Origin of the sequence: Vibrio sp. 10N.247.311.14 (genome assembly GCF_041467715.1) — a bacterium.
Classification (GTDB): Bacteria; Pseudomonadota; Gammaproteobacteria; order Enterobacterales; family Vibrionaceae; genus Vibrio; species Vibrio crassostreae_C.
Genome location: NZ_JBFSVE010000004.1, coordinates 76,687 through 101,596, shown reverse-complemented (window position 1 = coordinate 101,596; position 24,910 = coordinate 76,687). Strand labels below are relative to the sequence as shown.

The 24,910-nt window shown below is 44.2% G+C and carries 25 protein-coding genes, 1 riboswitch and 1 other annotated feature; of the genes, 15 read left to right on the top strand and 10 right to left on the bottom strand.

Annotated elements, in window-relative coordinates; genetic code table 11:
• Nucleotides 1–138 precede the first annotated feature (138 nt).
• Both hflD and mnmA read right to left on the bottom strand, forming a co-directional pair.
• A complete protein-coding gene (hflD, locus tag AB6F11_RS02850) occupies nt 139–756 on the bottom strand; it encodes a high frequency lysogenization protein HflD (RefSeq protein ID WP_017060259.1) in 618 nt (205 codons plus the stop codon).
• A gap of 43 nt (nt 757–799) precedes the next feature.
• The gene (gene mnmA, locus AB6F11_RS02845; RefSeq protein ID WP_017060260.1) at nt 800–1,936 is read right to left on the bottom strand and encodes a tRNA 2-thiouridine(34) synthase MnmA; all 1,137 of its coding nucleotides are present in this window, start codon (nt 1,934–1,936) and stop codon (nt 800–802) included.
• 204 nt (nt 1,937–2,140) lie between these two features.
• Here mnmA and AB6F11_RS02840 point away from each other — a divergent pair, with 204 nt between their 5' ends.
• Together AB6F11_RS02840 and AB6F11_RS02835 are read left to right on the top strand one after the other, a co-directional pair.
• Nucleotides 2,141–2,410: a hypothetical protein gene (locus AB6F11_RS02840; protein ID WP_010439986.1), complete on the top strand. Its 270-nt coding sequence runs from the start codon at nt 2,141–2,143 to the stop codon at nt 2,408–2,410.
• 102 nt (nt 2,411–2,512) lie between these two features.
• A complete protein-coding gene (locus AB6F11_RS02835; RefSeq protein ID WP_017060261.1) occupies nt 2,513–3,817 on the top strand; it encodes an inosine/guanosine kinase in 1,305 nt (434 codons plus the stop codon).
• Nucleotides 3,818–4,011: 194 nt separating this feature from the next.
• On the opposite strand, the gene AB6F11_RS02830 is transcribed toward AB6F11_RS02835, so the two are convergent.
• A complete protein-coding gene (locus tag AB6F11_RS02830; RefSeq protein ID WP_017060262.1) occupies nt 4,012–4,422 on the bottom strand; it encodes an H-NS family nucleoid-associated regulatory protein in 411 nt (136 codons plus the stop codon).
• A gap of 364 nt (nt 4,423–4,786) precedes the next feature.
• Nucleotides 4,787–4,964: riboswitch (Lysine riboswitch) on the top strand.
• 112 nt (nt 4,965–5,076) lie between these two features.
• On the opposite strand from AB6F11_RS02830, the gene AB6F11_RS02825 reads away from it, so the two are divergent.
• The 9 genes from AB6F11_RS02825 (at nt 5,077) to hisIE (ending at nt 14,338) form a co-directional block, all read left to right on the top strand.
• Nucleotides 5,077–6,669 (top strand): Na+/H+ antiporter NhaC family protein, encoded by a 1,593-nt coding sequence (locus AB6F11_RS02825; protein ID WP_017060263.1) that lies wholly within the window; start codon nt 5,077–5,079, stop codon nt 6,667–6,669.
• Nucleotides 6,670–6,859: 190 nt separating this feature from the next.
• Nucleotides 6,860–6,995, top strand: a sequence feature (His leader region).
• 53 nt (nt 6,996–7,048) lie between these two features.
• Nucleotides 7,049–7,945: an ATP phosphoribosyltransferase gene (gene hisG / locus AB6F11_RS02820; protein ID WP_017060264.1), complete on the top strand. Its 897-nt coding sequence runs from the start codon at nt 7,049–7,051 to the stop codon at nt 7,943–7,945.
• Nucleotides 7,945–9,246: a histidinol dehydrogenase gene (gene hisD, locus AB6F11_RS02815; protein ID WP_017065318.1), complete on the top strand. Its 1,302-nt coding sequence runs from the start codon at nt 7,945–7,947 to the stop codon at nt 9,244–9,246. Before hisG ends, hisD begins: the two co-directional genes overlap by 1 nt.
• 9 nt (nt 9,247–9,255) lie before the next feature.
• Nucleotides 9,256–10,296 carry a histidinol-phosphate transaminase gene (gene hisC, locus AB6F11_RS02810; protein ID WP_017060266.1) on the top strand — a complete coding sequence of 347 codons (1,041 nt, stop codon included), beginning with the start codon at nt 9,256–9,258 and terminating at the stop codon, nt 10,294–10,296.
• Between the two features lie 131 nt (nt 10,297–10,427).
• On the top strand, nt 10,428–11,516 hold the full coding sequence (gene hisB, locus AB6F11_RS02805) for a bifunctional histidinol-phosphatase/imidazoleglycerol-phosphate dehydratase HisB (protein ID WP_102393835.1): 1,089 nt from the start codon (nt 10,428–10,430) through the stop codon (nt 11,514–11,516).
• Nucleotides 11,517–11,540: 24 nt separating this feature from the next.
• Complete coding sequence (gene hisH / locus AB6F11_RS02800) at nt 11,541–12,155, top strand: imidazole glycerol phosphate synthase subunit HisH (protein WP_102393834.1); 615 nt, start codon at nt 11,541–11,543, stop codon at nt 12,153–12,155.
• Between the two features lie 43 nt (nt 12,156–12,198).
• Nucleotides 12,199–12,936 carry a 1-(5-phosphoribosyl)-5-[(5-phosphoribosylamino)methylideneamino]imidazole-4-carboxamide isomerase gene (hisA, locus tag AB6F11_RS02795; RefSeq protein WP_012604374.1) on the top strand — a complete coding sequence of 246 codons (738 nt, stop codon included), beginning with the start codon at nt 12,199–12,201 and terminating at the stop codon, nt 12,934–12,936.
• On the top strand, nt 12,918–13,691 hold the full coding sequence (gene hisF, locus AB6F11_RS02790) for an imidazole glycerol phosphate synthase subunit HisF (RefSeq protein WP_017060270.1): 774 nt from the start codon (nt 12,918–12,920) through the stop codon (nt 13,689–13,691). Before hisA ends, hisF begins: the two co-directional genes overlap by 19 nt.
• Nucleotides 13,688–14,338 carry a bifunctional phosphoribosyl-AMP cyclohydrolase/phosphoribosyl-ATP diphosphatase HisIE gene (gene hisIE, locus AB6F11_RS02785; RefSeq protein WP_017060271.1) on the top strand — a complete coding sequence of 217 codons (651 nt, stop codon included), beginning with the start codon at nt 13,688–13,690 and terminating at the stop codon, nt 14,336–14,338. The genes hisF and hisIE overlap by 4 nt, the downstream gene beginning before the upstream one ends.
• Nucleotides 14,339–14,539: 201 nt before the next feature.
• Here hisIE and AB6F11_RS02780 read toward each other — a convergent pair whose 3' ends face one another.
• The 4 genes from AB6F11_RS02780 to AB6F11_RS02765 form a co-directional block, all read right to left on the bottom strand.
• Nucleotides 14,540–15,052, bottom strand: coding sequence for a YchJ family protein (locus AB6F11_RS02780; RefSeq protein WP_102319771.1), 513 nt, complete (start codon nt 15,050–15,052; stop codon nt 14,540–14,542).
• 127 nt (nt 15,053–15,179) lie between these two features.
• On the bottom strand, nt 15,180–16,397 hold the full coding sequence (locus AB6F11_RS02775) for an EAL and HDOD domain-containing protein (protein ID WP_102319772.1): 1,218 nt from the start codon (nt 16,395–16,397) through the stop codon (nt 15,180–15,182).
• 123 nt (nt 16,398–16,520) lie between these two features.
• On the bottom strand, nt 16,521–17,255 hold the full coding sequence (gene lpxH / locus AB6F11_RS02770) for a UDP-2,3-diacylglucosamine diphosphatase (RefSeq protein ID WP_065675744.1): 735 nt from the start codon (nt 17,253–17,255) through the stop codon (nt 16,521–16,523).
• 77 nt (nt 17,256–17,332) lie between these two features.
• On the bottom strand, nt 17,333–17,827 hold the full coding sequence (locus AB6F11_RS02765) for a peptidylprolyl isomerase (RefSeq protein WP_017060275.1): 495 nt from the start codon (nt 17,825–17,827) through the stop codon (nt 17,333–17,335).
• A gap of 189 nt (nt 17,828–18,016) precedes the next feature.
• Here AB6F11_RS02765 and cysS point away from each other — a divergent pair, with 189 nt between their 5' ends.
• Together cysS and AB6F11_RS02755 are read left to right on the top strand one after the other, a co-directional pair.
• Nucleotides 18,017–19,402 (top strand): cysteine--tRNA ligase, encoded by a 1,386-nt coding sequence (gene cysS, locus AB6F11_RS02760; RefSeq protein ID WP_102319773.1) that lies wholly within the window; start codon nt 18,017–18,019, stop codon nt 19,400–19,402.
• 98 nt (nt 19,403–19,500) lie between these two features.
• Complete coding sequence (locus tag AB6F11_RS02755; protein WP_017060277.1) at nt 19,501–20,079, top strand: thymidine kinase; 579 nt, start codon at nt 19,501–19,503, stop codon at nt 20,077–20,079.
• 160 nt (nt 20,080–20,239) lie between these two features.
• Here AB6F11_RS02755 and AB6F11_RS02750 read toward each other — a convergent pair whose 3' ends face one another.
• The 3 genes from AB6F11_RS02750 to AB6F11_RS02740 form a co-directional block, all read right to left on the bottom strand.
• Nucleotides 20,240–20,905 carry a YdcF family protein gene (locus AB6F11_RS02750; RefSeq protein ID WP_102319774.1) on the bottom strand — a complete coding sequence of 222 codons (666 nt, stop codon included), beginning with the start codon at nt 20,903–20,905 and terminating at the stop codon, nt 20,240–20,242.
• Nucleotides 20,898–21,752 carry an NAD(P)H-binding protein gene (locus AB6F11_RS02745; RefSeq protein ID WP_017060279.1) on the bottom strand — a complete coding sequence of 285 codons (855 nt, stop codon included), beginning with the start codon at nt 21,750–21,752 and terminating at the stop codon, nt 20,898–20,900. The genes AB6F11_RS02750 and AB6F11_RS02745 overlap by 8 nt, the downstream gene beginning before the upstream one ends.
• A gap of 114 nt (nt 21,753–21,866) precedes the next feature.
• The gene (locus AB6F11_RS02740; RefSeq protein WP_017060280.1) at nt 21,867–22,097 is read right to left on the bottom strand and encodes a TIGR02647 family protein; all 231 of its coding nucleotides are present in this window, start codon (nt 22,095–22,097) and stop codon (nt 21,867–21,869) included.
• Between the two features lie 257 nt (nt 22,098–22,354).
• On the opposite strand from AB6F11_RS02740, the gene AB6F11_RS02735 reads away from it, so the two are divergent.
• The gene (locus AB6F11_RS02735; protein WP_102319775.1) at nt 22,355–23,662 is read left to right on the top strand and encodes an ATPase; all 1,308 of its coding nucleotides are present in this window, start codon (nt 22,355–22,357) and stop codon (nt 23,660–23,662) included.
• A gap of 362 nt (nt 23,663–24,024) precedes the next feature.
• A complete protein-coding gene (gene focA / locus AB6F11_RS02730) occupies nt 24,025–24,867 on the top strand; it encodes a formate transporter FocA (protein ID WP_017060282.1) in 843 nt (280 codons plus the stop codon).
• The last annotated feature ends 43 nt before the right edge of the window (nt 24,868–24,910 follow it).

Sequence of the window (24,910 nt, the reverse complement as noted above, 5' to 3'; positions counted from 1 at the left end):
TCTCCTGAATTGAGTTTTCTAAATTTTGAGAGGTTTATACCAGTAACAATCTCAATTGTCACGCACATTGCGCAATCGTTTGCGTGAGAGTTGTGTTGATACAAAAAACAAGCTCGCGACGAGGCGCGAGCTAATAAACTACATTCGAGCTAGTAGGATTTGAGCCTGCTCGATCATCTTCTTACGACCGAAGATAAGGTGGCGACGTTTACCGCCAACTTGACGCCATAACACAGCGCTTCGAATCCCTGATAGAAGCAGTGCGCGAACCTTATGTTGGCTCGATGTCTGCTGAAGTACAGACGGAGTACCAGAAACCTGAATGCGAGGGCCGATAGGGCTGACGACATCAAGGTAGATACTTGCAAGGTTGCTGATCATTTGCTCGTCAAACAGATCAAAGTGTTCAGTTTGGCGCTCTGCAGTTTGAATGCGGTCACCAAGCTGAGACATAGAGTCGTTGCGAGAAGATAGCTTACGCTCAAGCGCCATCAAGCTGATGATGTAACGCGTGATATCGCTACCTGCTGGAGTACTATCGATACCTTTTACTAAGCACTCAAGGCCAAGCTTTAGGTTCGCTTCACGTCCAAATACGCCCACGGTATTCGATGGGTTGGTATTTAAAATGGCACTGAGTGAAGCTTCAAAGGCATCTTTATCACAATGGCCGTCTTTCGCTACTTGTTGAACCAAAGCCACAGCTTGGCAAATTCCGGCGAAAGCAATAGTACGGTCATAAAGTGTATTAGCCACGTAGTAACTCCTAGTTGTCTTCTATCGTTTGTCGTTTGATTGATTAGATGCGCTTTTCGATGATACCACCACCAAGACATACTTCGCCTTGGTAGAACACTGCAGATTGACCTGGGGTCACTGCGATTTGTGGCTCATCAAAAATAACCTTAATGTTCTCATCATCAATTGGGATGATTGTACAAGGAATATCTGTTTGACGGTAACGTGTTTTTACCGTGCATGTCATAACTTCAGTAATTGGTGTGCGATTTACCCAATGAAGTTGAGATGCGATCAAGCCTTCTGATTTCAGAAGAGGGTGGTCTTTACCTTGTACTGCGATAAGTACATTACGCTTAAGGTCTTTTTCACCAACAAACCATGGTTCTTCGTTACCGCCCCCACCTTTAGTGCCGCCAATATGAAGGCCTTTACGCTGACCTAGCGTGTGGTACATCAAACCTTGGTGTTGACCAATCACTTGGCCTTCAGGTGTTTCGATGTTACCCGGTTGTGCTGGTAGGTATTTGCCTAGGAACTCAGTGAACTTGCGCTCACCGATAAAGCAGATGCCTGTTGAATCTTTCTTCTTAGCTGTGATCAAGTCTTGCTCTTCAGCAATACGTCGCACTTCTGGCTTCTCTAATTCACCGACAGGGAATAGGCTGCGTGCCACTTGATCTGAGCTTAGCGTGTATAGGAAATAACTTTGGTCTTTGTTGCTGTCTAGACCGCGTAGCATTTCTGGTTTTACGCCAGCATCAAGCTCTTCTTGAGTTGGGAAAGTACGACGAACGTAGTGACCCATCGCAATGTAGTCTGCGTCTAGCACTTCATCCGCAAACTCTAAGAATGCTTTAAATTTGATTTCTTTGTTACAAAGAATATCTGGGTTAGGTGTACGACCTGCTTTGTACTCTTCAAGGAAGTATTCGAATACGTTGTCCCAGTATTCTGCAGCAAAGTTGATAGTGTGAAGGTGGATACCTAGTTTGTCACATACCGCTTGAGCATCAGCAAGATCTTCAGCTGCCGTGCAGTATTCTTCGTTATCGTCTTCTTCCCAGTTTTTCATGAAAAGGCCTTCTACCTGATAGCCTTGTTGCTGAAGAAGATACGCCGATACTGACGAATCTACACCGCCGGACATACCGACAATTACTTTCTTTTCGCTGTTTCCAGAGCTGATATCTGACATGTCTAAACACCGTTACTATTACTTGGTCGCAGATTCTAACAGAAAGAGAAACGCCGTGACAGATCCGAGACCGGAATCACAGTTTCATTTGCACAAATAGTGCGCTGACTTTGTTAGAGAATCGCATGAGAGCGAGGTGAGTCGCTAGGATGTCAGAAGTATATGTGGCATAGTCGCTCGAAATCCAAGACCTGAGATAAAAAAATGTCTGAACAAAATGAATTTATGCAAGAAGAAGAGCTGATTGAGATCATCGAGAACCAGCTTGAAGATGGCGAACCAGTGAAAGTGAAAGAGACGTTGATGCGTTTAATGATGACAGGCACTCCACGTGAAGAAGCAATTGCGGCTATGGCATGTGCACTGGCAATTGAAGTATTTGACGTTATGAAAAACGGCGCGGAGTTTAATCAAAAACGTTACGCGGAGCATTTGGGCATGCTGCCTGATTTAAGCTTTATGGAAGGCGAATAAAAAAAACCTTCAGCAAACGTTTGCTATAGTTTGAAAGATTGCCGCGTTAAATATAGCGCGGTAGAATCCGCCACCTATTTCCCCTTGACTTAGACTAGCCTTATGAAATTCCCTGGACAACGTAAATCAAAGCACTACTTTCCGGTTCACGCTCGTGATCCTCTAGTGAGCCAAGCTCAAAGCAGTAAAAGAATGTCACGCACTCATATTATCGGTATTGACCAAACATTGGTGGATATTGAAGCAAAGGTGAGTTCTGAACTTATTGAGAAGTATGGTTTGAGCAAGGGACATTCACTGGTTATTGGCGACGCAGCCGCTGAATCTTTGTATCAAGAATTAAAAGAGCAGTGCCTGATTACCAATGAATACGCTGGTGGCACAATTGGTAACACATTACACAATTACTCAGTATTGGCGGATGACCGTTCAACACTGCTTGGTGTAATGAGCCAAGATATTAAGATTGGTAGTTACGGTTACCGCTATTTATGTAATACATCAAGCAGAATGGATCTGAACCATTTACAAGGGGTAGATGGCGCAATTGGTCGCTGCTTTGCATTAATTACAGAAGACGGTGAACGTACTTTCGCAATTAGCGAAGGACAAATGAACCAATTAAAACCAGAAAGCATTCCTGAAAAAATCTTCAAAAGTGCTTCTGCTTTAGTTTTAACGGCTTATTTAGTTCGCTGTAAGCCAGGCGACCCGATGCCTGAAGCAACAATGAAAGCGATCGAATACGCGAAGAAATACGATGTGCCAGTCGTTCTTACACTAGGTACTAAGTTCGTTATTCAAGATGATCCAGAATTCTGGAAAGATTTCCTTGAGCAACACGTAACGGTTGTTGCAATGAATGAAGACGAAGCTGAAGCGTTAACGGGTGAAAGCGATCCACTGGCTGCATCAGATAAAGCGCTAGACTGGGTAGACCTTGTTCTATGTACTGCGGGACCTGTTGGCCTATTTATGGCTGGTTATACAGAAGATGCAGCTAAGCGTGAAACGTCACTGCCTTTACTTCCAGGTTCAATTGCGGAATTCAACCGTTTTGAATTTAGCCGTCCTGCGCATAAAGATTTATGTGAAAACCCAACTAAAGTGTATTCGCACATTGCGCCATACATGGGTGGACCAGAAAAGATCAAAAATACCAATGGTGCAGGTGATGCTGCGTTATCAGCTTTATTACATGATATGGCTGCTAATAAGTACCACAAAGAAAACGTGCCAAACTCAAGTAAACACCAACATTCATTCTTGACGTACTCTTCGTTCTCACAAGTTTGTAAATATTCTAACCGTGCTAGCTATGAAGTGTTGGTTCAACACTCTCCACGTTTATCTCGTGGCCTTCCTGAAAGAGAAGATAGCCTAGAAGAAGCGTACTGGGAAAGATAAGTTACTTTCTTTAATCAGTAGTACTATCAGTATCAGTTGGTTTCTAATACTGATAGTACAAATATAAAAAAGGCTCCGAAAGGAGCCTTTTTTGTTTCTGAATATATTGAAGTCGTAAATAATACTTTGGTCGACTTAAATATTAATTCTATCGCTTAGCGTGTAATTGATTACTCACTAAGTAAACTAAATGTTTAGATAGCAAACTCTTCTAGAGATTTACCAGCATCTAGCTGTTCTTGGATAGCTGAAGGCGTACGGCCTTGACCTGTCCAAGTCTTCTCGTCGCCGTTTGCGTCTACGTATTTGTATTTCGCTGGGCGAGGAGCGCGTTTAGCTTTTGTTGTCTTAGATTTTGCTTCACCAGAAAGTGCAGCAATAAGATCGGCAACATCAATTCCGTCTTTTGCAATTTGTTCAGCAATAGCAGAAAGCTTAGCTTCTTGCTCTGCTTTAGCAGCACGCTCTTCAGCTTCAGACTCTTGACGCTCTTGTACAACAATAGTCAGCTTGTCTAGCGCTTCTTCAAGTTGCTCAAGAGTTAATTCACGTGAGAACGCACGAAGGCTGCGGATATTTAATAGAGTTTTTGTTAATTCAGACATGATATTTTCCATCAAGGTAAACTAAATAATCTTCCTAATAATAAACAGAGCCTAGGAATAAAACAAATAGTATTTCTTCTATTACATATTTAAATATAAAAGTGAGATGAATAGTTGAAAATTCAGAGCAGTATTTCTATTGAATTTATAATAATTATTAAGAATATCTTAAAAAATGATATGTGACAGGTGGAGTAGTCAACTTATGTAGACTATTCTTCTATTGATTAGTTCATTAACAAAAAGCTATTTTTCTCGGAATGATATGTTGCATTGTTGCTCTTGATGAGTACAATTGCGGCTACCTGATGCGAGGTGTTGGTTAATTTGTTGTTAAACTCTGGTTTGCACGGTTAATAATGTTATCGCACGTAGAGGTGCAATTATAAAAAGTAACTTCCGTTGGGGTGATGCCAATGAACGGGAATGAAAGGTGTAATTGCCGAAGTAAATTGTATATCTAAGCAATTTGCTGGGGTTGTGCTCAATAGGTACAACACTGCCATAGTCTTAATTTTAAACTATGGAGCGCTACTGTAGGGTTGGGTGAAGTGTTCACTTCCCTTTCGCTTAGTTCAACATGAGCTTGGTCAGCCGTATCAAGTTTGTCTGCAGTAGATCTCTAGCCAAATAAAAAACTGGTTTTTGAAGATCATGAATTTAATAGATTTTGCAACATCACCTTTATCTTTGCTTCCGCCCCTTGTGGCTTTGAGCCTTGCTATTGTTACCCGCCGTGTATTGGTTTCTTTGGGTGTTGGTATCATCATGGGTGCGATTCTACTTGCTGATTACTCAGTAGGTAACGCAGCTAGCTACGTGTTTACTAAAGCATCTGGTGTTTTCATCGAAGATGGTGGCATCAACACTTGGAACATGAGCATCATTGCATTCCTAATTATTCTTGGAATGACAACGGCATTATTAACACTGTCTGGCGGTACTCGCGCATTCGCGGAGTGGGCACAGTCTCGCGTTAAGAGCAAACGTGGTTCAAAACTACTTGCTGCTTTCTTAGGTGTATTCATCTTTGTTGATGACTACTTTAACAGCCTAGCGGTTGGTGCTATCTCTCGTCCTGTAACAGACCGCTTCTATGTATCTCGCGCTAAGCTTGCTTATATCCTAGATTCAACTGCTGCTCCTATGTGTGTGATCATGCCTGCTTCTAGCTGGGGTGCTTACATCATCACGATCATTGGTGGCATCTTAGTGACACACGGTGTGACAGAGTATTCTGCACTGGGTGCTTACGTTCGTCTTATCCCAATGAACTTCTACGCTGTATTCGCACTACTAATGGTGTTCGCAGTAGCATGGTTCGGTCTAGACGTTGGTAAGATGCGTGAGCATGAGATCGAAGCATCTCAAGGCCGTGGCTTTGAAGGTGACAACGATCAAAAGCAAGCTCACGATCTAAACGAAGAGTTAGATATCGAAGAGAGCGAAAACGGTTCAGTTTCTGATCTTGTTATGCCAATCGTATCGCTAATTGTAGCGACAGTGGCTGCAATGCTTTACACAGGCGGCCAAGCGCTGGCTGCTGATGGCCAAGCATTCAACCTTCTAGGCGCATTCGAAAACACGGATGTAGGTAAGTCTCTTGTTTACGGTGGTGTTATTGGCTTACTAGTAGCACTAGCGACAGTATTCAAGCAAAAGCTATCTATGACTGATATCGCAAGAACAATGTGGATCGGTGCTAGCTCTATGTTTGGCGCGATTCTGATTCTTGTGTTTGCATGGACTATCGGTTCTGTTATCGGCGACATGAAAACGGGTTCTTACCTATCGTCTCTAGTAACAGGCAGCATTGATTACCACTGGTTACCGGTTATGTTGTTCCTTCTAGCGGGCGTTATGGCGTTCTCTACAGGTACATCTTGGGGTACGTTCGGTATCATGCTACCAATCGCGGGTGATATGGCTGCAGCATCGGATATCGCACTGATTCTTCCAATGCTAAGTGCGGTTCTAGCGGGTGCAGTATTTGGTGACCACTGTTCTCCAATCTCAGATACGACGATTCTGTCTTCTACTGGTGCTCGTTGTAACCACATCGACCACGTCTCGACTCAGCTTCCATACGCGTTGTCTGTAGCGTTCGTATCGTGCATTGGTTTCATCACTCTAGGTATGACATCTTCAATTGGCATCGCATTTGGCGCAGCGTCTCTAACGTTTGTTGCTGTATGTTTTGCATTGGCTTACTTCTCTCGCTGCAAAATGGCGACGTGCAAAAGCTAAAATTGAAAGTTAATCAGTAAACTATCAGGGAGGCGTTTGCCTCCCTTTTTTGTGCCTGTTAATTTAATTTTAAGTTTCGTGAAAAAAGTTCGAATAAATGGTTGAAAAAGGATGTCAGCTTAGTTAGTGTGGAGACAAGACAGCAAACAACCTAAGAGCTGATAAGTATGCGTAAATTAGTAATGAACATTCATCACCATCATCACCCTATCTAGTCTTTCGGGGAGATTTACGTATACCCGGGAGCAAGATTACTCCCGGAGGTTAAGTCAAAAGAATTTAGATTTAAACCCTCGGGATGACAAAGTCCCCGAGGGTTTTTTAGTTTTAGCGCTTTTAAATAATCAATAAATTCAAATATTTGCACAGGGATACAGCAATGCAGACACAACGCCTAAGAATCGCAATTCAAAAGAAAGGTCGCTTAAGTAAAGAGTGCCAAGACCTACTTAAAAAATGTGGTGTTAAATTTAATATCATGGGTGAGCGCCTAGTGGTTCACTCACTAAATATGCCAATCGACTTGTTACTCGTTCGTGATGACGACATCCCAGGTCTTATCATGGATGGTGTAGTTGACCTTGGTTTCATCGGTGAAAATGAACTAGAAGAAGTTCGTCTAGATCGTGTTGCTCTTAAAGAGCCTTCAGAGTTCCGCACACTACGTCGTTTAGACTTCGGTGGTTGCCGCCTTTCAATCGCTATTAATAAAGACGAAGAATACAACGGCCCACAAGACTTAGCGGGCAAACGTATTGCGACAACCTACCCACAACTACTTAAAGCCTACATGGACGAGCAGGGTGTTGAGTTCAGCACTTGTATGCTAACAGGTTCGGTTGAAGTCGCGCCTCGCGCTGGCCTTGCAGACGCTATCGCTGATTTAGTTTCTACAGGTGCAACGCTTGAAGCGAACGGCCTAAAAGAAGCAGAAGCTATCTTCCAATCGAAAGCAACACTGATTCAACGTGTTGGCGACTTCGACGCAGACAAGACCGCACTGATTGAAAAACTACTGACTCGTATGCAGGGTGTTCAACAAGCGAAAGAGTCGAAGTACATCATGCTTCACGCGCCAACCTCTCAACTAGAGCAAATCAAAGCACTACTGCCTGGTGCTGAAGATCCAACGGTTCTTCCTCTATCTACAGACAAAGACAAAGTTGCCGTGCACCTAGTAAGTACAGAGAACTTGTTCTGGGAAACAATGGAACAGCTGAAAGAGTTGGGTGCAAGCTCGATTCTAGTATTACCAATCGAAAAAATGATGGGGTAGTGACGATGAGAACCGTTGTTTGGCAATCTTTAAGTGAATCACAGCAAGACTCGGTATTAGAGCGTCCAGCTATTACTGAAGGTGCAAACATCACAGCGACTGTTTCTGATGTTATTGCAAAAGTACGAAATGAAGGCGATGCCGCGCTTAAAAAGCTGACTGCAAAGTTTGATGGTGTAACTCCAGAATCTATCCGAGTCAGTTCGGGTGAGATTGAAGAGGCGTGTGCTCGTCTAACACCAGAGATGAAGCAAGCGTTAGAGCAAGCTTATAGCAACATTGCGAAGTTTCACGAAGCTCAAAAGCCGCAGCCAATTAAGGTTGAGACACAGCCTGGTGTTGTGTGTGAGCAAGTGACGCGCGCGATTAATACTGTTGGCCTTTATATTCCCGGTGGCAGTGCGCCACTTCCGTCAACGGTTCTTATGTTAGGTGTTCCTGCTCAAATCGCAGGTTGTCGTAAGGTTGTGCTTTGTTCACCTCCGCCAATCGCTGATGAAATCTTGTATGTCGCTAAGCTTTGTAAGATCGACGAAGTTTACAACGTTGGTGGTGGTCAAGCGGTTGCAGCAATGGCTTACGGTACCGAGAGTGTGGCTAAAGTCGATAAGATCTTCGGCCCAGGTAATGCCTACGTTACGGAAGCAAAGCGCCAAGTGAGTAATGACTTCCGCGGAGCAGCTATTGATATGCCAGCTGGCCCATCTGAAGTGTTAGTGATTGCTGATGAAACGGCTGATGCAGACTTCATTGCAGCGGATTTGTTGAGCCAAGCGGAACACGGGCCTGACTCTCAAGTAGTATTGGTAACTCCATCTCCAGTGGTTGCAGACCAAGTAACAGAAGCGGTTCAAAAGCAACTGAAAGAACTGTCTCGTGCGAACATCGCTCAGCAAGCATTGGCTTCAAGCTTAATCATCATTGCTGAATCGATCACTCAAGCGATTGCGATTTCGAATTTCTACGGTCCTGAGCACTTGATCGTTCAAACCAAGAACCCACGTGAATTGCTGCCATTGCTAGATAATGCAGGCTCAATTTTCCTTGGTGACTGGTCTCCAGAATCTGCAGGTGACTACGCATCCGGCACAAACCACGTTCTTCCGACTTACGGTTATACCAAGACGTATTCAAGCCTAGGTTTGGCTGATTTCTCTAAGCGAATGACGGTGCAGGAGCTAACAGCCGATGGGTTGAAAGGCCTAGCGCCAACAGTAGTAACAATGGCGGAAGCCGAAGGTTTGGATGCACACAAACGCGCTGTGACTATCCGAGTTGAAAAGTTAAATAAAGCGAAATAAGGGTAGGGCATGGAAAAGTTAGCAAGAAAACAAGTTCAGGCTCTAACACCTTACTTGTCTGCAAGACGCATAGGCGGTACTGGTGATGTATGGCTAAACGCCAACGAATCTCCGTTTGATAACGAGTACAACCTGAACTTGTCTCGTCTTAACCGTTACAGCGAATGTCAGCCAAAAGAGCTGATTGATGCTTACGCTCAATACGCAGGCGTGAAATCAGAGCAAACTCTGACAACGCGTGGTGCTGACGAAGGCATTGAGTTATTGATTCGTGCTTTCTGTGAGCCGAACGAAGACGCTATTCTTTACTGCCCACCCACTTACGGTATGTACGCAATCAGTGCAGAGACGATTGGTGTTGAGCGTAAGGTTGTGCCTCTGACTTCTGAATGGCAATTGGATCTTCCAGCTATCGAAGCTCAGCTCGACAACGTAAAAGTGGTGTTTGTTTGTAGCCCAAATAACCCAACCGGTAATTTGGTTGATCGCAAAGACATCATCAAGTTGCTTGAAATGACACAAGACAAAGCGATTGTGGTGATGGATGAAGCGTATATCGATTTTTGTCCAGAAGCGTCAACCGTTGATTTGCTTGAGCAATATCCAAACCTAGCGATTCTGCGCACCTTGTCGAAGGCCTTTGCTTTGGCGGGCTTACGTTGTGGCTTTACGCTAGCGAACAAAGAGCTTATCGATGTACTGTTGAAAGTGATTGCTCCTTATCCAGTGCCAATCCCTGTTGCTGACATTGCCGTTCAAGCACTTTCAGAGCAAGGACTCGCGCGAGCTAAGTTCCAAGTTCTGGATTTAAGTGCTAACCGAGCGTATTTGCAGGCGGGTCTATTAGGTATGCCTCAAGTGACGGTTTTTGATGGCTGGGGTAACTACTTACTGGTGAAATTCCCGAACGGCGATGAGTTATTTAAAGCGGCTTGGGATACGGGCATTATTTTGCGTAATTCACCTATTGAAGACTGTGTTCGTATTAGTATTGGTAACCGCGAAGAGTGCGAAAAGACACTTGGATTCATTCGTAACTTTTATCAGTAACGAAAGGCTTACCAGTAATAACATTTGCCAGTTTGAGTTGATTAATCGCAGATTGGCAAGTGAAACCAATATTTTGGGTTAGCGTTTGATTTTAGCTAGGCCACCAGATTTAAAATTAAAAGGAAGTTCAAGTGAGTAAACAACAGAAAATACTTTTTATAGACCGTGACGGCACCTTAATTGTAGAGCCGCCAGTTGACTTTCAAGTAGATCGTTTAGACAAGCTAAAATTCGAACCGCGAGTAATTCCTAGCCTACTTGCACTGCAAGACGCTGGTTACCGTCTAGTGATGGTGACTAACCAAGATGGTCTAGGTACCGATAGCTACCCACAAGAAGATTTCGATGCACCACACAATATGATGATGGAGTTCTTCGAATCTCAAGGCGTTAAGTTTGACGACGTGCTTATTTGCCCTCACTTTGACGAAGACAACTGCTCTTGCCGTAAGCCTAAACTGGGTATGGTTAAAGAGTACCTACAAGGCGGTAAAGTCGATTTCCAACACTCTGTTGTGATTGGCGACCGAATGACGGATCTTCAACTGGCAGAGAACATGGCTATCCGCGGTATTCAATATGGCCCGGATGCGGAAACTGAAGGCACGCTTAACTGGCCACAAATCGTTAAAGATCTGACGGTTAATGCGCGTATTGCTGAAGTAGTTCGTACTACTAAAGAAACCGATATCAAGGTTGCAGTAAACCTTGATGAAACCGGTGGCAACAAGATCGATACCGGCATGGGTTTCTTCGACCACATGCTTGATCAAATCGCGACACACGGTGGTTTCCAAATGAACCTGACTGTGAAGGGCGACCTGCACATTGATGATCACCACACAGTCGAAGATACCGCTCTGGCTTTAGGCCAAGCATTGAAAGATGCACTAGGCGACAAACGTGGTATTGGCCGTTTTGGTTTCAGCCTACCAATGGATGAGTGTTTGGCTCAGTGTGCGTTAGACCTTTCTGGTCGTCCATACCTGAAGTTCGATGCTAAATTCAGCCGTGAGCAAGTGGGTGATCTTTCAACCGAGATGGTGGTTCACTTCTTCCGCTCTCTAACCGATACATTGGCTTGTACATTGCACCTTTCTTCAGCTGGTAATAATGATCACCACATTATTGAGAGTCTGTTCAAAGCGTTTGGCCGTACTCTCCGCCAAGCAATCAAAGTTGAAGGTAACGAGTTACCAAGCAGCAAAGGCGTTCTGTAAGGCTAACGTTAGCAAGGAAAAACAATGAAAGATCAAAAAGTCGTTATTATTGATACTGGTTGTGCCAACGTTTCCTCAGTGAAGTTTGCTATTGAACGCCTGGGTTATGCCGTTGAAATTTCAAAAGAACCAAAAGTTGTTCTTGCTGCGGACAAGCTGTTCCTACCCGGTGTAGGTACAGCAAGTGAGGCAATGAAGAACTTGCAAGAGCGTGACCTTGTTAGCCTTGTGAAACAAATAGAGAAGCCTCTGCTGGGTATCTGTTTAGGTATGCAACTGTTAGGTAAACTGTCTCAAGAGAAAGGCCAAAAAGCTGACGAATTAGTTGAATGCCTAGGATTGTGTGATGGCGAAGTTCGTTTACTTGAAACGGGTGATTTGCCATTACCACACATGGGTTGGAACACAGTAACCGCGACACCTAACCACCCTCTATTCAAAGATATTGAAGAGGGCGAGTACTTCTACTTTGTACACAGCTTCGCAATGCCAGTGGGTGACTACACAATCGCACAGTGTGATTACGGCAATCCGTTTACTGCCGCAGTGCAAAGTGGCAACTATTATGGTGTTCAGTTCCACCCAGAACGTTCGTCAAAAGCTGGCTCTAAGCTGATTCAGAACTTCTTGGAATTGTAATAAGGATTAGGCAGCGGCTACCGTTGCCAGATAAGGAATGTAAATGATTATTCCCGCGTTAGATTTAATTGAAGGCCAAGTTGTTCGCTTATTTCAAGGGGACTACGGGCAAGTAACAGAATACAAAGTCGATCCAGCAGAGCAGTTCAACCTGTATCACCAAGCTGGCGCTGGCTGGCTTCACCTTGTTGACTTAACAGGTGCAAAAGACACAACGGCTCGTCAGTTAGACTTGATTGCTAAGCTACTGGCTAGCACGCCTGCGAACATCCAGATTGGTGGTGGCGTGCGTAACGAACAAGATGTTGTTGATCTACTAGAAGCTGGCGCACAGCGCGTTGTGGTTGGCTCTACAGCAGTTAAGCAACCTGAGTTGGTTAAAGGTTGGATGGAAAAGTACGGCGCGGAAAAAATCGTGCTGGCTCTGGACATCAACATTGACGAAAGCGGCACACGTAAAGTGGCGATTTCAGGTTGGCAAGAAGATTCAGGCGTGACCATTGAAGCGCTAATTGAAGATTACCTCACGGTTGGCCTTAAACACGTTCTGTGTACAGATATTTCACGTGATGGCACGCTAGAAGGGTCAAACGTAGAGCTCTATGTTGATCTCTGTAAACAGTACCCACAAGTGCAATTCCAATCATCGGGCGGCATTGGCAGCCTAGCTGATATCGAAGCGCTTAAAGGCAGCGGTGTTGCGGGTGTGATTGTGGGTCGTGCGCTACTTGATGGCAAGTTTACCGCAGAGGAGGCATTTGCATGTTGGCAAAGCGAATAATCCCTTGTTTGGATGTCCGTGACGGACAAGTGGTTAAGGGCGTTCAGTTCCGTAACCACGAAATTATTGGTGACATCGTTCCGCTAGCACAACGCTATGCAGAAGAGGGCGCCGATGAATTGGTATTTTATGACATCACCGCATCAAGTGATGGCCGTGTGGTCGATAAAAGCTGGGTGAAACGCGTAGCTGAAGTGATCGATATCCCTTTCTGTGTCGCTGGTGGTATTAAATCAGCAGAAGATGCAGCGCGCATTCTTGAGTTTGGTGCGGATAAAGTGTCAATCAACTCACCGGCATTGGCTAATCCACAGCTGATTACTGACCTTGCTGATAAGTTTGGCGTTCAGTGTATCGTTGTCGGTATCGATTCATACTTCGACAAAGAAACCGGTAAATATCAGGTTTACCAATTTACAGGCGATGAAGCGCGTACTAAAGCAACCAAATGGGAAACCAAAGATTGGGTGCAGGAAGTACAGAAGCGTGGCGCAGGTGAGATTGTGTTAAACATGATGAACCAAGATGGCGTTCGTAACGGCTATGATATCGATCAGTTAAACATGGTGCGTGAAGTGTGTAATGTGCCATTGATTGCCTCTGGTGGAGCTGGTGCAATGGAGCACTTTGCTGAAGCTTATAAAAAGACCAACGTGGATGGAGCACTTGCGGCTTCGGTATTCCACAAACAAGTCATCAATATTGGTGAACTTAAACAGTATTTAAAACAACAAGATGTAGAGGTGCGACTATGAGTTTTGAACCCGTAAGCTTATCAAAAACAGAAGTAGGCGCATTGTCAGAGCGTATTAACTGGGAAAAAGTAGATGGCTTAGTGCCAGCGATTGTTCAAGATTACCAGTCAAGCCAAGTGCTAATGATGGGATACATGAACCCAGCCGCACTTGAGAAAACGGGTGAAACTGGCAATGTGACGTTTTTCTCTCGCACAAAAGAGCGTCTTTGGACGAAAGGTGAAACGTCGGGCAATGTATTGCAACTGCAAAACATCGCCTTGGACTGTGACAGCGACACCTTACTGGTTAAAGTTAATCCCATTGGTCCAACGTGCCACACAGGTACAACAACGTGTTGGGATGGAGACAAGCAAGAAGAGTCTCAGATGGTGTGGCTTCATCAGCTTGAGCAGCTATTGGCTGCCCGCAAGGACGCCGATCCTGAATCTTCTTATACTGCCAGTCTATATGCCCGTGGCACCAAGCGTATTTCGCAAAAAGTGGGCGAAGAAGGCGTTGAAGTCGCGCTTGCGGCGACGTCGGGCGATAAGGCGGAGTTAGTGTGTGAATCAGCAGATTTGATTTACCACCTAATGGTTCTTCTTCAAGACCAAGGCTTATCGATGGATGATGTGGTAAACAAGCTGAAAGAGCGTCATAAGTAAGCTCTCTTTAGATTAATAGAACCGCGTAAAAGACAGACAAAAGCCCCGCAAACAAACATGTTTACGGGGCTTTTTAGTTTTTTAATTTTCAAGATTTCTAAGCCCTACGTCACTTTTCTAACCTCTGACTTTGCGTCATTCCGAGGAGCCTAAGCGACATCAGGAATCTCTTCTCTCAATCTGACTTCTTAGTCGAACGAGTTACCCGCAGCACTTCTTGTATTTCTTACCACTGCCACAAATACACGGATCATTACGGCCGATTTTAAAGCTCTCAACGGTTTGATTTAAGCGTGGGTCAATTTCTGGTTGTGTAGTTTGTTCCTGCTCTGGGAAGGTACCATCAATGTAGTACCAAAGACCGTCTTCACGTATAAAGCGAGAGCGTTCTTGCATGCAGTATTGTGCGCCTTCTTCATTGAAGTAAGCTTTAAACTCAACAAAGCCTTCGTCTTGGTGCGAGCCTACCGCAGTATCGATGACTTCTAGTCCTGCCCAATCACTGTTGATAGATTCGGCAATGCCTTCTCTTTGTGCTTCTGCATTGCAGCTAGGGTGGTAAGTCGCAACAACATAGTCAACCAAACCCAGCACGTGTGCTGAATAACGAGAGCGCATTAATTGCTCTGGTGTTTCAACGGCACTGTGGTTAAGGTGCGCTGATTCACAGCACTGTTGGTAAGTATTGTTGCTACCGCATGGGCATAAAGACATAGTCAGGTCCTGTAAAAATGGCCTCTATTAAGAGGCCATAAATGAATGCGTGGGAGTTTACCAAGAAACGATCGCTCACCAAAGCTTAGTTTCTATTGAAACTATTAAAGCTATAGTACGAAGTATGTTATTTCAGGGCTGGAGCCAATAGCTCTTGGGCCCAAGTTGTCGCTTCGTCATAAGCTTGACCAAGTTGAGCTTCACTCAGTTTGAGAAGCTGGCGAATACGAGTCGCTTCATCCCAACGAGCTTGTTCATAAGCAACGACCATCGCCAATACAGCACCTAACACGCCTTTACGTTGGATAAGGGCCTGTTTAATCTCATCGTCGATTGGCACTGAGTCCAGTACTTGCTTCAACGGTTGGTCAAACAGTGAATCCAGTAGCGAGAACATACCGGTCAAAAAGGCTTGTCCTGGCTCAACCTTCACATTCATCTTCTCGACTAAGAGCTCACATTGACGCGCGCGTAATACCGCTAAACCGTAGAGTGAGTCCGGCTTGTCTTCTTTCGCTGATGCGATCGCCACAAGTGAAACGAACTTACGCAGCTTTTGTTCACCAAGGTAAATAAGCGCTTGGCGGAATGAACGAATCGTTGTTGGTGAACCGCCAGCGGAGTTTACGTAGGTAAGTAGCTTATACGACATGGTCACATCGAGCGTAATCAAACGCTCTACTTCACCAAAGTCGATAGGGTCGTGCGCAATCTCTTTTAACAGCTGAACAGTCGTCAGGAATGCCGGGTTGAGCGCACGCGTTTGGATCATCTCTGGCTTGCTAAAGAAATAACCTTGAAAGTAGGTGAAGCCTGCTTTTTTCGCTTCTTGGTATTCTTCGTACGTTTCTACTTTCTCAGCAAGGAACTTGATATCTAGCCCTTTGAGAGAGTTCATAAACATCGCTGCTTTGGCAATTGGCGTCAAACGGATATCGAACTTGATAATTGAAACGTAGGGTAAGAAGCGCTTCCAAGCTTTACTTGGCACAAAGTCGTCTAGCGCAATGGTATAACCCGCGTCAAAGATGGTTTTGATTGCTTCAAGTAATTCGTCTGTTGGTTCGCAGTCTTCAAGAACCTCAACAACGAGGCTTTCTTTGGGGAACAGAGTAGGGACTAAGTTGATTAGGCTTGCATATGGGAAGTTCACGAACCCAAGCTTATCACCCAACGTATTATAGTGGGTCGATAAGAAGTGATCGGAAAGCAAACGGCTAGTAGCGAGCTCCGGCTCTACTTCAGGGAAAGTGTTCTTAGGACCATCCCTGAATAGCAACTCGTAACCTATGGTTTTCTTGCCTGTGTCGAGTATTGGTTGACGCGCTACGTATGAATATTTCAACTTGGTACTGTGTTCGGTTTATTTCTGGTAGAGAGATAATAGCTAATTCACTAGAAATTACCATACACTTTCTAAGAAAGTCTGACCGACAATAATAATCAAAGTGAAAGTTTAAGCGTGATGTTAAAAGCTATTGCTAAACGCTCGATTCTGTAGTTCAAAACTTTGCGGCGTGAACACCAGCACTGAGCCTTGCGTATACCAATCGCCAAGTACGATACGGGTTTTAGTGCAATTGTTAGCATTAAATGTATGGATGTCTGGGCGGTGAGTATGGCCGTGGATCATCAGATCGACATTGTTTCGTTCCATCACATCTTCGACTTCTTGCTGTGTCACATCCATGATGTCGAGAGACTTGGTCTGCTTGTCATCTTTGATATCTGATTGAACCTTTGAAACAATTTTCTTCTTGATGAAAAATGGAATTCGGTTGAAGACCCATTGTAACCATGGCTGATGCACTTTTTCGCGAAAGGCGAGGTACTTTACATCTTCAGTACATAGAGTGTCTCCATGCAATACTACCGCTTTTTGCCCGTAGATATCGATCGTAGAAACTTCGTCGAGAAGTTGTACGCCCGTTTGCTTAGCAAATTTTTTGCCGACTAAGAAGTCGCGGTTCCCTTGAGTAAAGTAACAAGGCACGCCTGTTTTCACTAAGTCGATAAACGCTTGGCGGATAGAAGTCGCGAATTCACTCTTATCATCGTCACCAATCCAGAATTCGAAAAGGTCACCTAATACGTAAAGTGCATCCGCTTCTACGGCTTCTTTCTTCATAAAGGTTAAGAAGCAGTCTGTGATGTCTTGTCGTGACGGAGAAAGGTGCAGATCTGATATAAAATATGTTTTCATAGGTCTAAAAAAAGGGAGCGATTCGCTCCCTATATCCTGATTTTATCGGCTCATCAATACTAACCGAAAGCGATGAATTAAGCTTCGATTGTAGTACCAGTGATGATCACTTCTTCTAGAGGTACATCTTGGTGCATACCCATAGAACCAGTGCTAACACCTTTAATCTTGTTTACGATGTCCATGCCTTCAACAACTTCTGCGAATACACAGTAGCCCCAACCGTCTAGGCTTTCGCTACGGAAGTTTAGGAAAGAGTTGTCGTTAACGTTGATGAAGAACTGAGAGCTGGCTGAATGCGGTTCCATAGTACGAGCCATTGCTAGCGTACCAACTTTGTTCGCTAGACCGTTGTTTGCTTCGTTCTTGATCGTTGCACGAGTTGCCTTTTCTTTAAGGCCAGAAGTCATGCCGCCGCCTTGAATCATGAAACCATCGATAACACGGTGGAATAGTGTGTTGTCGTAGAAACCGTCACGGCAATACTGTAGAAAGTTTGCGCTTGTTTCTGGTGCTTTTTCTTCGTTAAGTTGAACTTTGATATCACCAAAATTTGTGTGAAGGATGATCATGATTGTTACCTTACTGTCTTTTTAATATGAAGTTCGAATTCTAGCGCATGTTGGCGGACTTTCAAATCATCAAATCATTCACTTAACTCAGATGTTTAAAGTAATTCCTGCTTTTGGGGATTACCTATTAAGGTATGACTTGTTATACTGCGAGCTTATTTTGATTAATCCATAAAATAGATAGAGATCATGCTGAAGATATATAACACGCTCACAAGACAGAAAGAGGAATTCAAACCAATTACAGCTGGCAAAGTCGGCATGTATGTCTGTGGGGTAACCATATACGATCTCTGTCATATTGGTCATGGTCGTACGTTCGTTTCTTTCGACGTAGTAACTCGTTACCTTCGTTACCTTGGTTACGATTTGAACTTCGTTCGTAACATCACAGATATCGATGACAAAATCATCAAGCGCGCTAACGAAAACGGTGAGTCTTGTGACTCTCTGACTGAGCGTTTAATCGGTGAGATGCACGCTGACTTTGATGCATTGAACATGAAGCGTCCAGATGTTGAGCCTCGTGCGACAGAATACATCACTGAAATCATCGAGCTTGTTGAAAAGCTGATTGAACGTGGTTTCGCATACGTTGCAAGCAACGGCGACGTGATGTTTGAAGTAAAGAAATTCGACGAATACGGTAAGCTTTCTAAGCAAGACCTTGATCAGCTTCAAGCGGGTGCTCGCGTTGATGTTGAATCTGCAAAACGTAGTCCATTAGACTTCGTTCTTTGGAAGATGTCTAAACCAGGTGAACCTACATGGGAATCGCCATGGGGCCCGGGTCGTCCAGGTTGGCACATCGAATGTTCAGCAATGAACTCGTCTATTCTTGGTAACCACTTCGATATCCACGGTGGTGGTTCAGATCTGCAGTTCCCTCACCACGAAAACGAAATCGCACAGTCTTGCTGCGCGCACGGCACTCAGTATGTAAATACTTGGATGCACAGTGGTATGGTGATGGTAGACAAAGAAAAGATGTCTAAGTCACTAGGTAACTTCTTCACTATCCGTGACGTTCTAGCACATTACGATGCTGAAACGGTACGTTACTTCCTAATGTCTGGTCACTACCGTAGCCAGCTAAACTACAGCGAAGATAACCTAAACCAAGCTCGCGCATCACTAGAGCGTCTATACACGTCACTTCGTGGTCTAGACCTTACAGCAGCTCCTGCTGGTGGCGAAGAGTACGTGACTCGATTCTCTACAGCGATGAACGATGATTTCAACACACCTGAAGCTTATTCAGTACTGTTTGAAATGGCTCGTGAAATCAACCGTATCAAGCCTGAAAGCATTGAAAGAGCAAGCGGACTTGGTGCACTGATGCGTGAACTAGCAGACATCATCGGTATTCTTCACCAAGAGCCAGAAGCCTTCCTACAAGGCGATGCGGCAGGTAACGGCGACGAAGTGGCTGAAATCGAAGCGTTGATCAAACTGCGTAACGATTCTCGTGCTTCAAAGGATTGGGCAAACGCCGATCTTGCACGTGATAAGCTAAACGAGTTGGGTATTGTTCTGGAAGATGGCCCAGAAGGTACGACTTGGCGTCGTAAGTAAATCTTATAAAAAGGGCTGATTTTCAGCCCTTTTTTCTAGCACGAATTCTCTATTTTCACCTTTTCTATCTTCAACTTTTAATTAACAGGAATATTTCTGTGGCTCAGATGTATTTTTATTACTCGGCAATGAATGCGGGTAAATCAACAACGCTTCTTCAATCTTCATTCAACTACCAAGAACGTGGCATGACGCCAGTGATCTTTACGGCAGCGTTGGACGATCGCTATGGTATCGGTAAAGTGAGCTCACGAATTGGTCTGCAATCTGAAGCTCAGCTGTTTAAAAATGACACCAACATGTTTGATGCGATCAAAAAGCTCAATGAGGAAGAAAAGCGTCATTGTGTGTTGATCGATGAGTGCCAATTTTTATCGAAGGAGCAGGTGTACCAATTAACAGAGGTGGTTGATAAGCTGCATATCCCAGTACTTTGTTACGGCCTACGTACCGATTTCTTGGGTGAACTGTTTGAAGGTAGCCGTTACTTACTGTCTTGGGCAGATAAACTTGTTGAGCTTAAAACAATTTGTCACTGTGGCCGTAAAGCGAACATGGTCATTCGTACCGACGAGCATGGTGTGGCGATTGCTGAAGGTGACCAAGTAGCTATTGGTGGTAACGATAAATACGTTTCTGTTTGCCGTCTGCACTACAAAGAAGCGTTAGGTAAATAAGCTGACCTACAGATGCTGACATTGCTAACGCGAAAGAACGAAAAACGGTGACCAAGTGTCACCGTTTTTGTTTATTGGGCCTGTGTTTTGCTTTCTTCCAAGCCGAGCTTTTGTTTTATTTCCTGCCGAGCTTTTACTTTGTTCAAAGTCTAACTTTTGCTTATTCGAAACCGAGCTTCTTCAATGCTTGATAGGCGTGGTCAACGTCGTCGGGGATCGGCATCTCAATCTGAAAGCCTTTCGCTGGGTAGATTTTGATTCGCTCATAATCAGCAATTAATGCGCCTAACACCATGTCTAACGGTAGCTCTTCGTTAAAGTAATCATCCCAAGTTTGCCATCGTGACGTCACGGTAATCTCGGAAGTTTCGTCAGGCCACTGTTTACTGAAGGTGGCGTAGGTACGTTTCTCCATGAAGGGCTTCTGAACTAAGGTTAACCTCTTCGGCGATAACCCTTTTTCTGTCAGCAACTCATGAGTGAATCGTACATTTTCCCCAGTATTTGTCGCGTGTTTCTCTATGATAATGTCAGAGTCAGGCACACCACAATCTCGTGCGATAGAAGCGAATGCTTCTGCTTCTGAGCGCTCAAAGCTTCCTTCGGTAAAGCGTCCAACACCGCCAGAAAAAACGATGTAAGGCGCGACCTTTTGGTGATAAAGCTCGGCTGCATATTCAGCGACGCGAGTATCGTTGCTACACAATACAAAGATACAGTCGGAAGGCGTAACCTTGTGACCCATAGACATAAAGTTCCAAAGGGTGTCGACTGAGCGATGCAGTTTTATGTTGGGATCTTTGTTAGCTATAGATTGTTCAGTCATGAAGTGCGTCCAGTGTGGATTCGAATTTAAATGAATAACCTAAGTCGAGAATCTTCTTCGAAGAGATTAACTTGTCTGGGGTATCAACAACAGCGGGCAGAGGCTCACTGCTGTTGGCGCTTTTCAGTGCCGCGGCATAAAACTCCGCCTTACTGACTGTATTTGGTGTGGTCACGTTAACTATTTCATTGTGCAGTTGACTGATAGCGAAATCGACAGCACCAATTGCATCATCAAGGTGCAGCATGTTGGCTGGAGCTTGAGTGCTGACTTGTTTTAACTTGCTTGCGAAGCGTGATGGGTGACGGCTTGGGCCGATTAAGCCACTAAAGCGAAGAATGGTGTAGTCGATACCGGAATCAATCACTGACTGTTCAGCTTGCAGCATGATTCGTGCGTTATCGGAAAATAAAGACGCGTGCTCGTTATCTGAGGTCGAAAGGGGGAGTGATGCATCCAGCTCGTTCAGCACACCCGGCTTAGTTGGGTATACCGTAGTTGAACTAACCATAATGAGCTTTTTAATGTTGGCCTTTTGGCATGCATTGGTGAGTTGCTGCCAGTAGTCGGCATACTCTTGTCCTGCTCCTTTTCTAAAGCCAGGAGGGAAGCTGCCAATCACAATTTCAGTGTTGTTTTCGAGTAACAATGAATAGAGTCGCCCGATAGTCTGTTGTGGATCGGATGAATCAAAGCTAAACACTTCACATGGAATTTGTTCGCTACCAATGGCATCTGCTCCCGCTTGGGTCGTTTTCGTGACCACTACTCGGTTACCATGTTTTTCTAAATGTTCAGATAAAGGTGCACCTACCCATCCTGCACCGACAATAAATATAGAAGCCATGTGTTCCTCACAACTGCAAATGACGAATTTACAATAAGCCTAACAAAGCTTTGCCCAAAAATGAAAAAACTCCACGGCCGAAGCAAGTGGAGTTTTTACTAGAACAATGGAGCTTTAGTTTAGTACGCGAAGAAGCTTGTCTGCGCGCTCTGCCATCTCGATACCTTCATCTGTTAGGTAACCGCCGTCTGGCTGAGTACAAAGGTTTTTTTCGAATAGGCGCTTAACAGCGTCTTGAGTTTCTTGAGCAGCCTCTTGATGGACTTTAATTCCAGTAGCTGCACTACTTACATCAAATTGAAGAAGGAGGTTTAAATCAGCAATATGTTCAGCGTTGTACTTCATAATTAACCTATATATTCATAACGTTCTCTACCTTCACCTTAGTGCGCATTCTCGGCTCAGGCAATAGCAAATAAAGAGAATTGATAAGTGATACCAAATTGATTGATTAATCATCGAGTGATGAGTTTATTTTGGTTATATTGGGTGATTTGCACCCACTTAAATCATCAGTGATGTTTATTGCTAAGTGGTTGTAATATATTGTGACTAGAAATAATTTGCATTGAGCGAATATTGTATAAAAAGGATATGCATAAGTGAGAGCGAACAAAGTAGCATTAACGATCAGTATGCTATTTGCTATCTCAGGTTGTCAAAGCACACCCTCAGAGCAGACAGACGCGAACCAAACCACAAACAACAATAATGAATCGACAATAGAGGTCCGTTCATTTCAGTCTGTCCAAAGCGTTTACTCCGAATGGGAAGTTAAGCTTGAAGATCATGATCAATTGTCTCTCTATGCACCAGAGAATTACAATGAACTATTAGACGCATGGGATGATGCTGAAAGCATTTATGCGGACTTACTTAAAGACGAAACTCGGATAACCAAGAGTTACTCCATTTTTTCGAGCCTAACTTACGCTGAAGCCTTCGATGAAAAAATCGCTTTGATCAAATCAAACTATGACTCGATCTTAGTGTTAAAGAAGAAGGCTGATCGAGTACTTGCGGATTCGATTGTCCAAATGGATTACCTGAAGTTTCTTGGCGCAGATACCATGTTTACCTCGAGCTACAAACGTTTGTATTCAGAATACAGCGAGTTGTTCGAGTATGTGCTGGTCGATGAGCTTGAAGACGCTCAAGAAGCGCAGGTGGAATTTCTTAACAATGCTCGCTTATTAGAAGTTAAAGTGGCGCATAAGAAATACATCGAACCTTTGAAGAACGAATTAGAGTTCTTGGAAGATGAAGATTTTGATGACGTTGCTCCGCTTACCTTTGCTAAGGCAGCATCTCAAATTGCGTTGGCCGAAAGCCAAGTGAAAGCTAGCCCTCGTGAAAAGTCGATCATTGAAGACGCGGTTCACGCTGCAGAGTTTGAATTGAACCACGTGCGCAGTGTCGCTCATGAAGTCAAAGTGCTGGCGAGCGTAAAAGGCGACCAGTTCGAACAGTCGGTTTTGAATGCCGAGAACCAGCTACTGAGCATTTCACAAATCGTTAATGATGAAGATTACCGTGATGTTGGTTTACGTCAGCAATCACAGAAGATAGTAGCGAGTGTTAAGGCGTTAAAAAGCTCTGATATGACAGGGCTTTTAAAGTCAGAGATTGAAACTTTGACTGAGCAATTGGCTAAGCTGGAGTCTGAAAACCAGAAGCAAGCGCAGCAACTGTCTGAAGCAACCAAGCACAGTGAGTTGCTCGGTGAGCAGATTACCAAGAGTGATGCTCACATTAAAAGCTTAGAAGAGTTAGTGGATAGTTTGAAAAGCTTAGGTGGCAAAGTTGCCAACGAAAGTGACTCTGGTGTGATGTCCCCGGCTGTTGAATCTACTCTAGAGGATTCAACCCTAGAACAATCATCAGAAGAAGTGATTGAACCTTCGGTTTAGCATCACTAATTTCTTTATTTGTGATTGAGTTAAAAGCGCCTTAGGGCGCTTTTTTACGTTCTGTTGATCTATGTCAAAATCTAGAAATAAAAGCGCTCTGTGAGCCATTTTAGTGTACGTTATTCTTTTGGTTTTAACGTAACTTGTTGATATTTATAGGTGTGTTATTTTCTATGCTGATAACTAATCATTCAGCAGAGTTTTCTTTTTACTACTAAAGTCGTATGAATTTGGAATAACTCGGACTATTTGCTTTCAACAAGGCTGTTAGAGCTATTTTGTGCCTAAAATAGCTCTTGAATTCAGAAATGAAAGAGAGGATTATCGCGCTCCCGACGACATGTTTCAAAATGTAAATCATCATGAATCTAAACCAATTTGACTCATTATTACCGCCACAAATGGCTGAGCGCGCTGCAGATATTGGCGTAGGTAAAGCAACCAAAGATCCAATCAAATCTTTTCTCCTAGCGATTTCCGCTGGCATACACATCGGTATTGCGTTTGTGTTCTACACCATCGTAACGACTGGTGCTGGTGATTTGCCTTGGGGTATTACTCGCCTATTAGGTGGCCTTGCATTTAGCTTGGGTTTAATTCTCGTTGTTGTTACCGGTGGTGAGCTATTTACCAGTTCGGTGCTGACTCTGGTTGCTCGTGCAAGTGGCAAGATTAGTTGGCGCACGCTCGTTAAGAACTGGGCTACAGTTTATGTAGGTAACTTGATTGGCGCATTGCTGCTGGTGGCTTGTATGTTACTGACCAAACAGTACATGTTCGACCACGGTCAAGTGGGTTTGAATGCAATGGCGATCTCCCAACATAAGATGCACCACGATTTTATCCAAGCTATCGCGCTCGGCATCATGTGTAATGTATTGGTTTGTATCGCGGTATGGATGACGTTTAGTGGACGCACACTGACTGACAAAATTGCGGTAATGATTTTGCCTGTTGCGATGTTCGTATCGGCTGGTTTCGAGCACTGTATTGCGAATATGTTCCAAGTGCCTTTAGCTATCGGCATCAAAACATTTGCTCCGGCTGAATTTTGGACAATGACAGGCGCTAACCCAGCGGACTATGTTGATCTGAACATGGCGGACTTTTTGATGAACAACTTGCTGCCCGTTACCATCGGTAACATCATTGGCGGCGGTATCTTTGTTGGCATGTGGTACTGGTTGATCTACCTACGTGACTAATAAAGGTGGCGCTATCGACAAAGATGGCGTGACTAACTCAGTT

What these genes read in the sequence shown, in the direction of transcription:
- AB6F11_RS02765 (WP_017060275.1), bottom strand. Translation starts at nt 17,827, where the DNA reads ATGATCATCCTTCACACAAATTTTGGTGATATCAAAGTTCAACTTAAC.
- hisC (WP_017060266.1), top strand. Translation starts at nt 9,256, where the DNA reads ATGGAAAAGTTAGCAAGAAAACAAGTTCAGGCTCTAACACCTTACTTG.
- AB6F11_RS02750 (WP_102319774.1), bottom strand. Translation starts at nt 20,905, where the DNA reads ATGACTGAACAATCTATAGCTAACAAAGATCCCAACATAAAACTGCAT.
- hisF (WP_017060270.1), top strand. Translation starts at nt 12,918, where the DNA reads ATGTTGGCAAAGCGAATAATCCCTTGTTTGGATGTCCGTGACGGACAA.
- AB6F11_RS02745 (WP_017060279.1), bottom strand. Translation starts at nt 21,752, where the DNA reads ATGGCTTCTATATTTATTGTCGGTGCAGGATGGGTAGGTGCACCTTTA.
- lpxH (WP_065675744.1), bottom strand. Translation starts at nt 17,255, where the DNA reads ATGAAAACATATTTTATATCAGATCTGCACCTTTCTCCGTCACGACAA.
- hisH (WP_102393834.1), top strand. Translation starts at nt 11,541, where the DNA reads ATGAAAGATCAAAAAGTCGTTATTATTGATACTGGTTGTGCCAACGTT.
- AB6F11_RS02830 (WP_017060262.1), bottom strand. Translation starts at nt 4,422, where the DNA reads ATGTCTGAATTAACAAAAACTCTATTAAATATCCGCAGCCTTCGTGCG.
- focA (WP_017060282.1), top strand. Translation starts at nt 24,025, where the DNA reads ATGAATCTAAACCAATTTGACTCATTATTACCGCCACAAATGGCTGAG.
- AB6F11_RS02840 (WP_010439986.1), top strand. Translation starts at nt 2,141, where the DNA reads ATGTCTGAACAAAATGAATTTATGCAAGAAGAAGAGCTGATTGAGATC.
- AB6F11_RS02740 (WP_017060280.1), bottom strand. Translation starts at nt 22,097, where the DNA reads ATGAAGTACAACGCTGAACATATTGCTGATTTAAACCTCCTTCTTCAA.
- cysS (WP_102319773.1), top strand. Translation starts at nt 18,017, where the DNA reads ATGCTGAAGATATATAACACGCTCACAAGACAGAAAGAGGAATTCAAA.
- hisA (WP_012604374.1), top strand. Translation starts at nt 12,199, where the DNA reads ATGATTATTCCCGCGTTAGATTTAATTGAAGGCCAAGTTGTTCGCTTA.
- hisG (WP_017060264.1), top strand. Translation starts at nt 7,049, where the DNA reads ATGCAGACACAACGCCTAAGAATCGCAATTCAAAAGAAAGGTCGCTTA.
- AB6F11_RS02835 (WP_017060261.1), top strand. Translation starts at nt 2,513, where the DNA reads ATGAAATTCCCTGGACAACGTAAATCAAAGCACTACTTTCCGGTTCAC.
- AB6F11_RS02780 (WP_102319771.1), bottom strand. Translation starts at nt 15,052, where the DNA reads ATGTCTTTATGCCCATGCGGTAGCAACAATACTTACCAACAGTGCTGT.
- hisIE (WP_017060271.1), top strand. Translation starts at nt 13,688, where the DNA reads ATGAGTTTTGAACCCGTAAGCTTATCAAAAACAGAAGTAGGCGCATTG.
- AB6F11_RS02825 (WP_017060263.1), top strand. Translation starts at nt 5,077, where the DNA reads ATGAATTTAATAGATTTTGCAACATCACCTTTATCTTTGCTTCCGCCC.
- mnmA (WP_017060260.1), bottom strand. Translation starts at nt 1,936, where the DNA reads ATGTCAGATATCAGCTCTGGAAACAGCGAAAAGAAAGTAATTGTCGGT.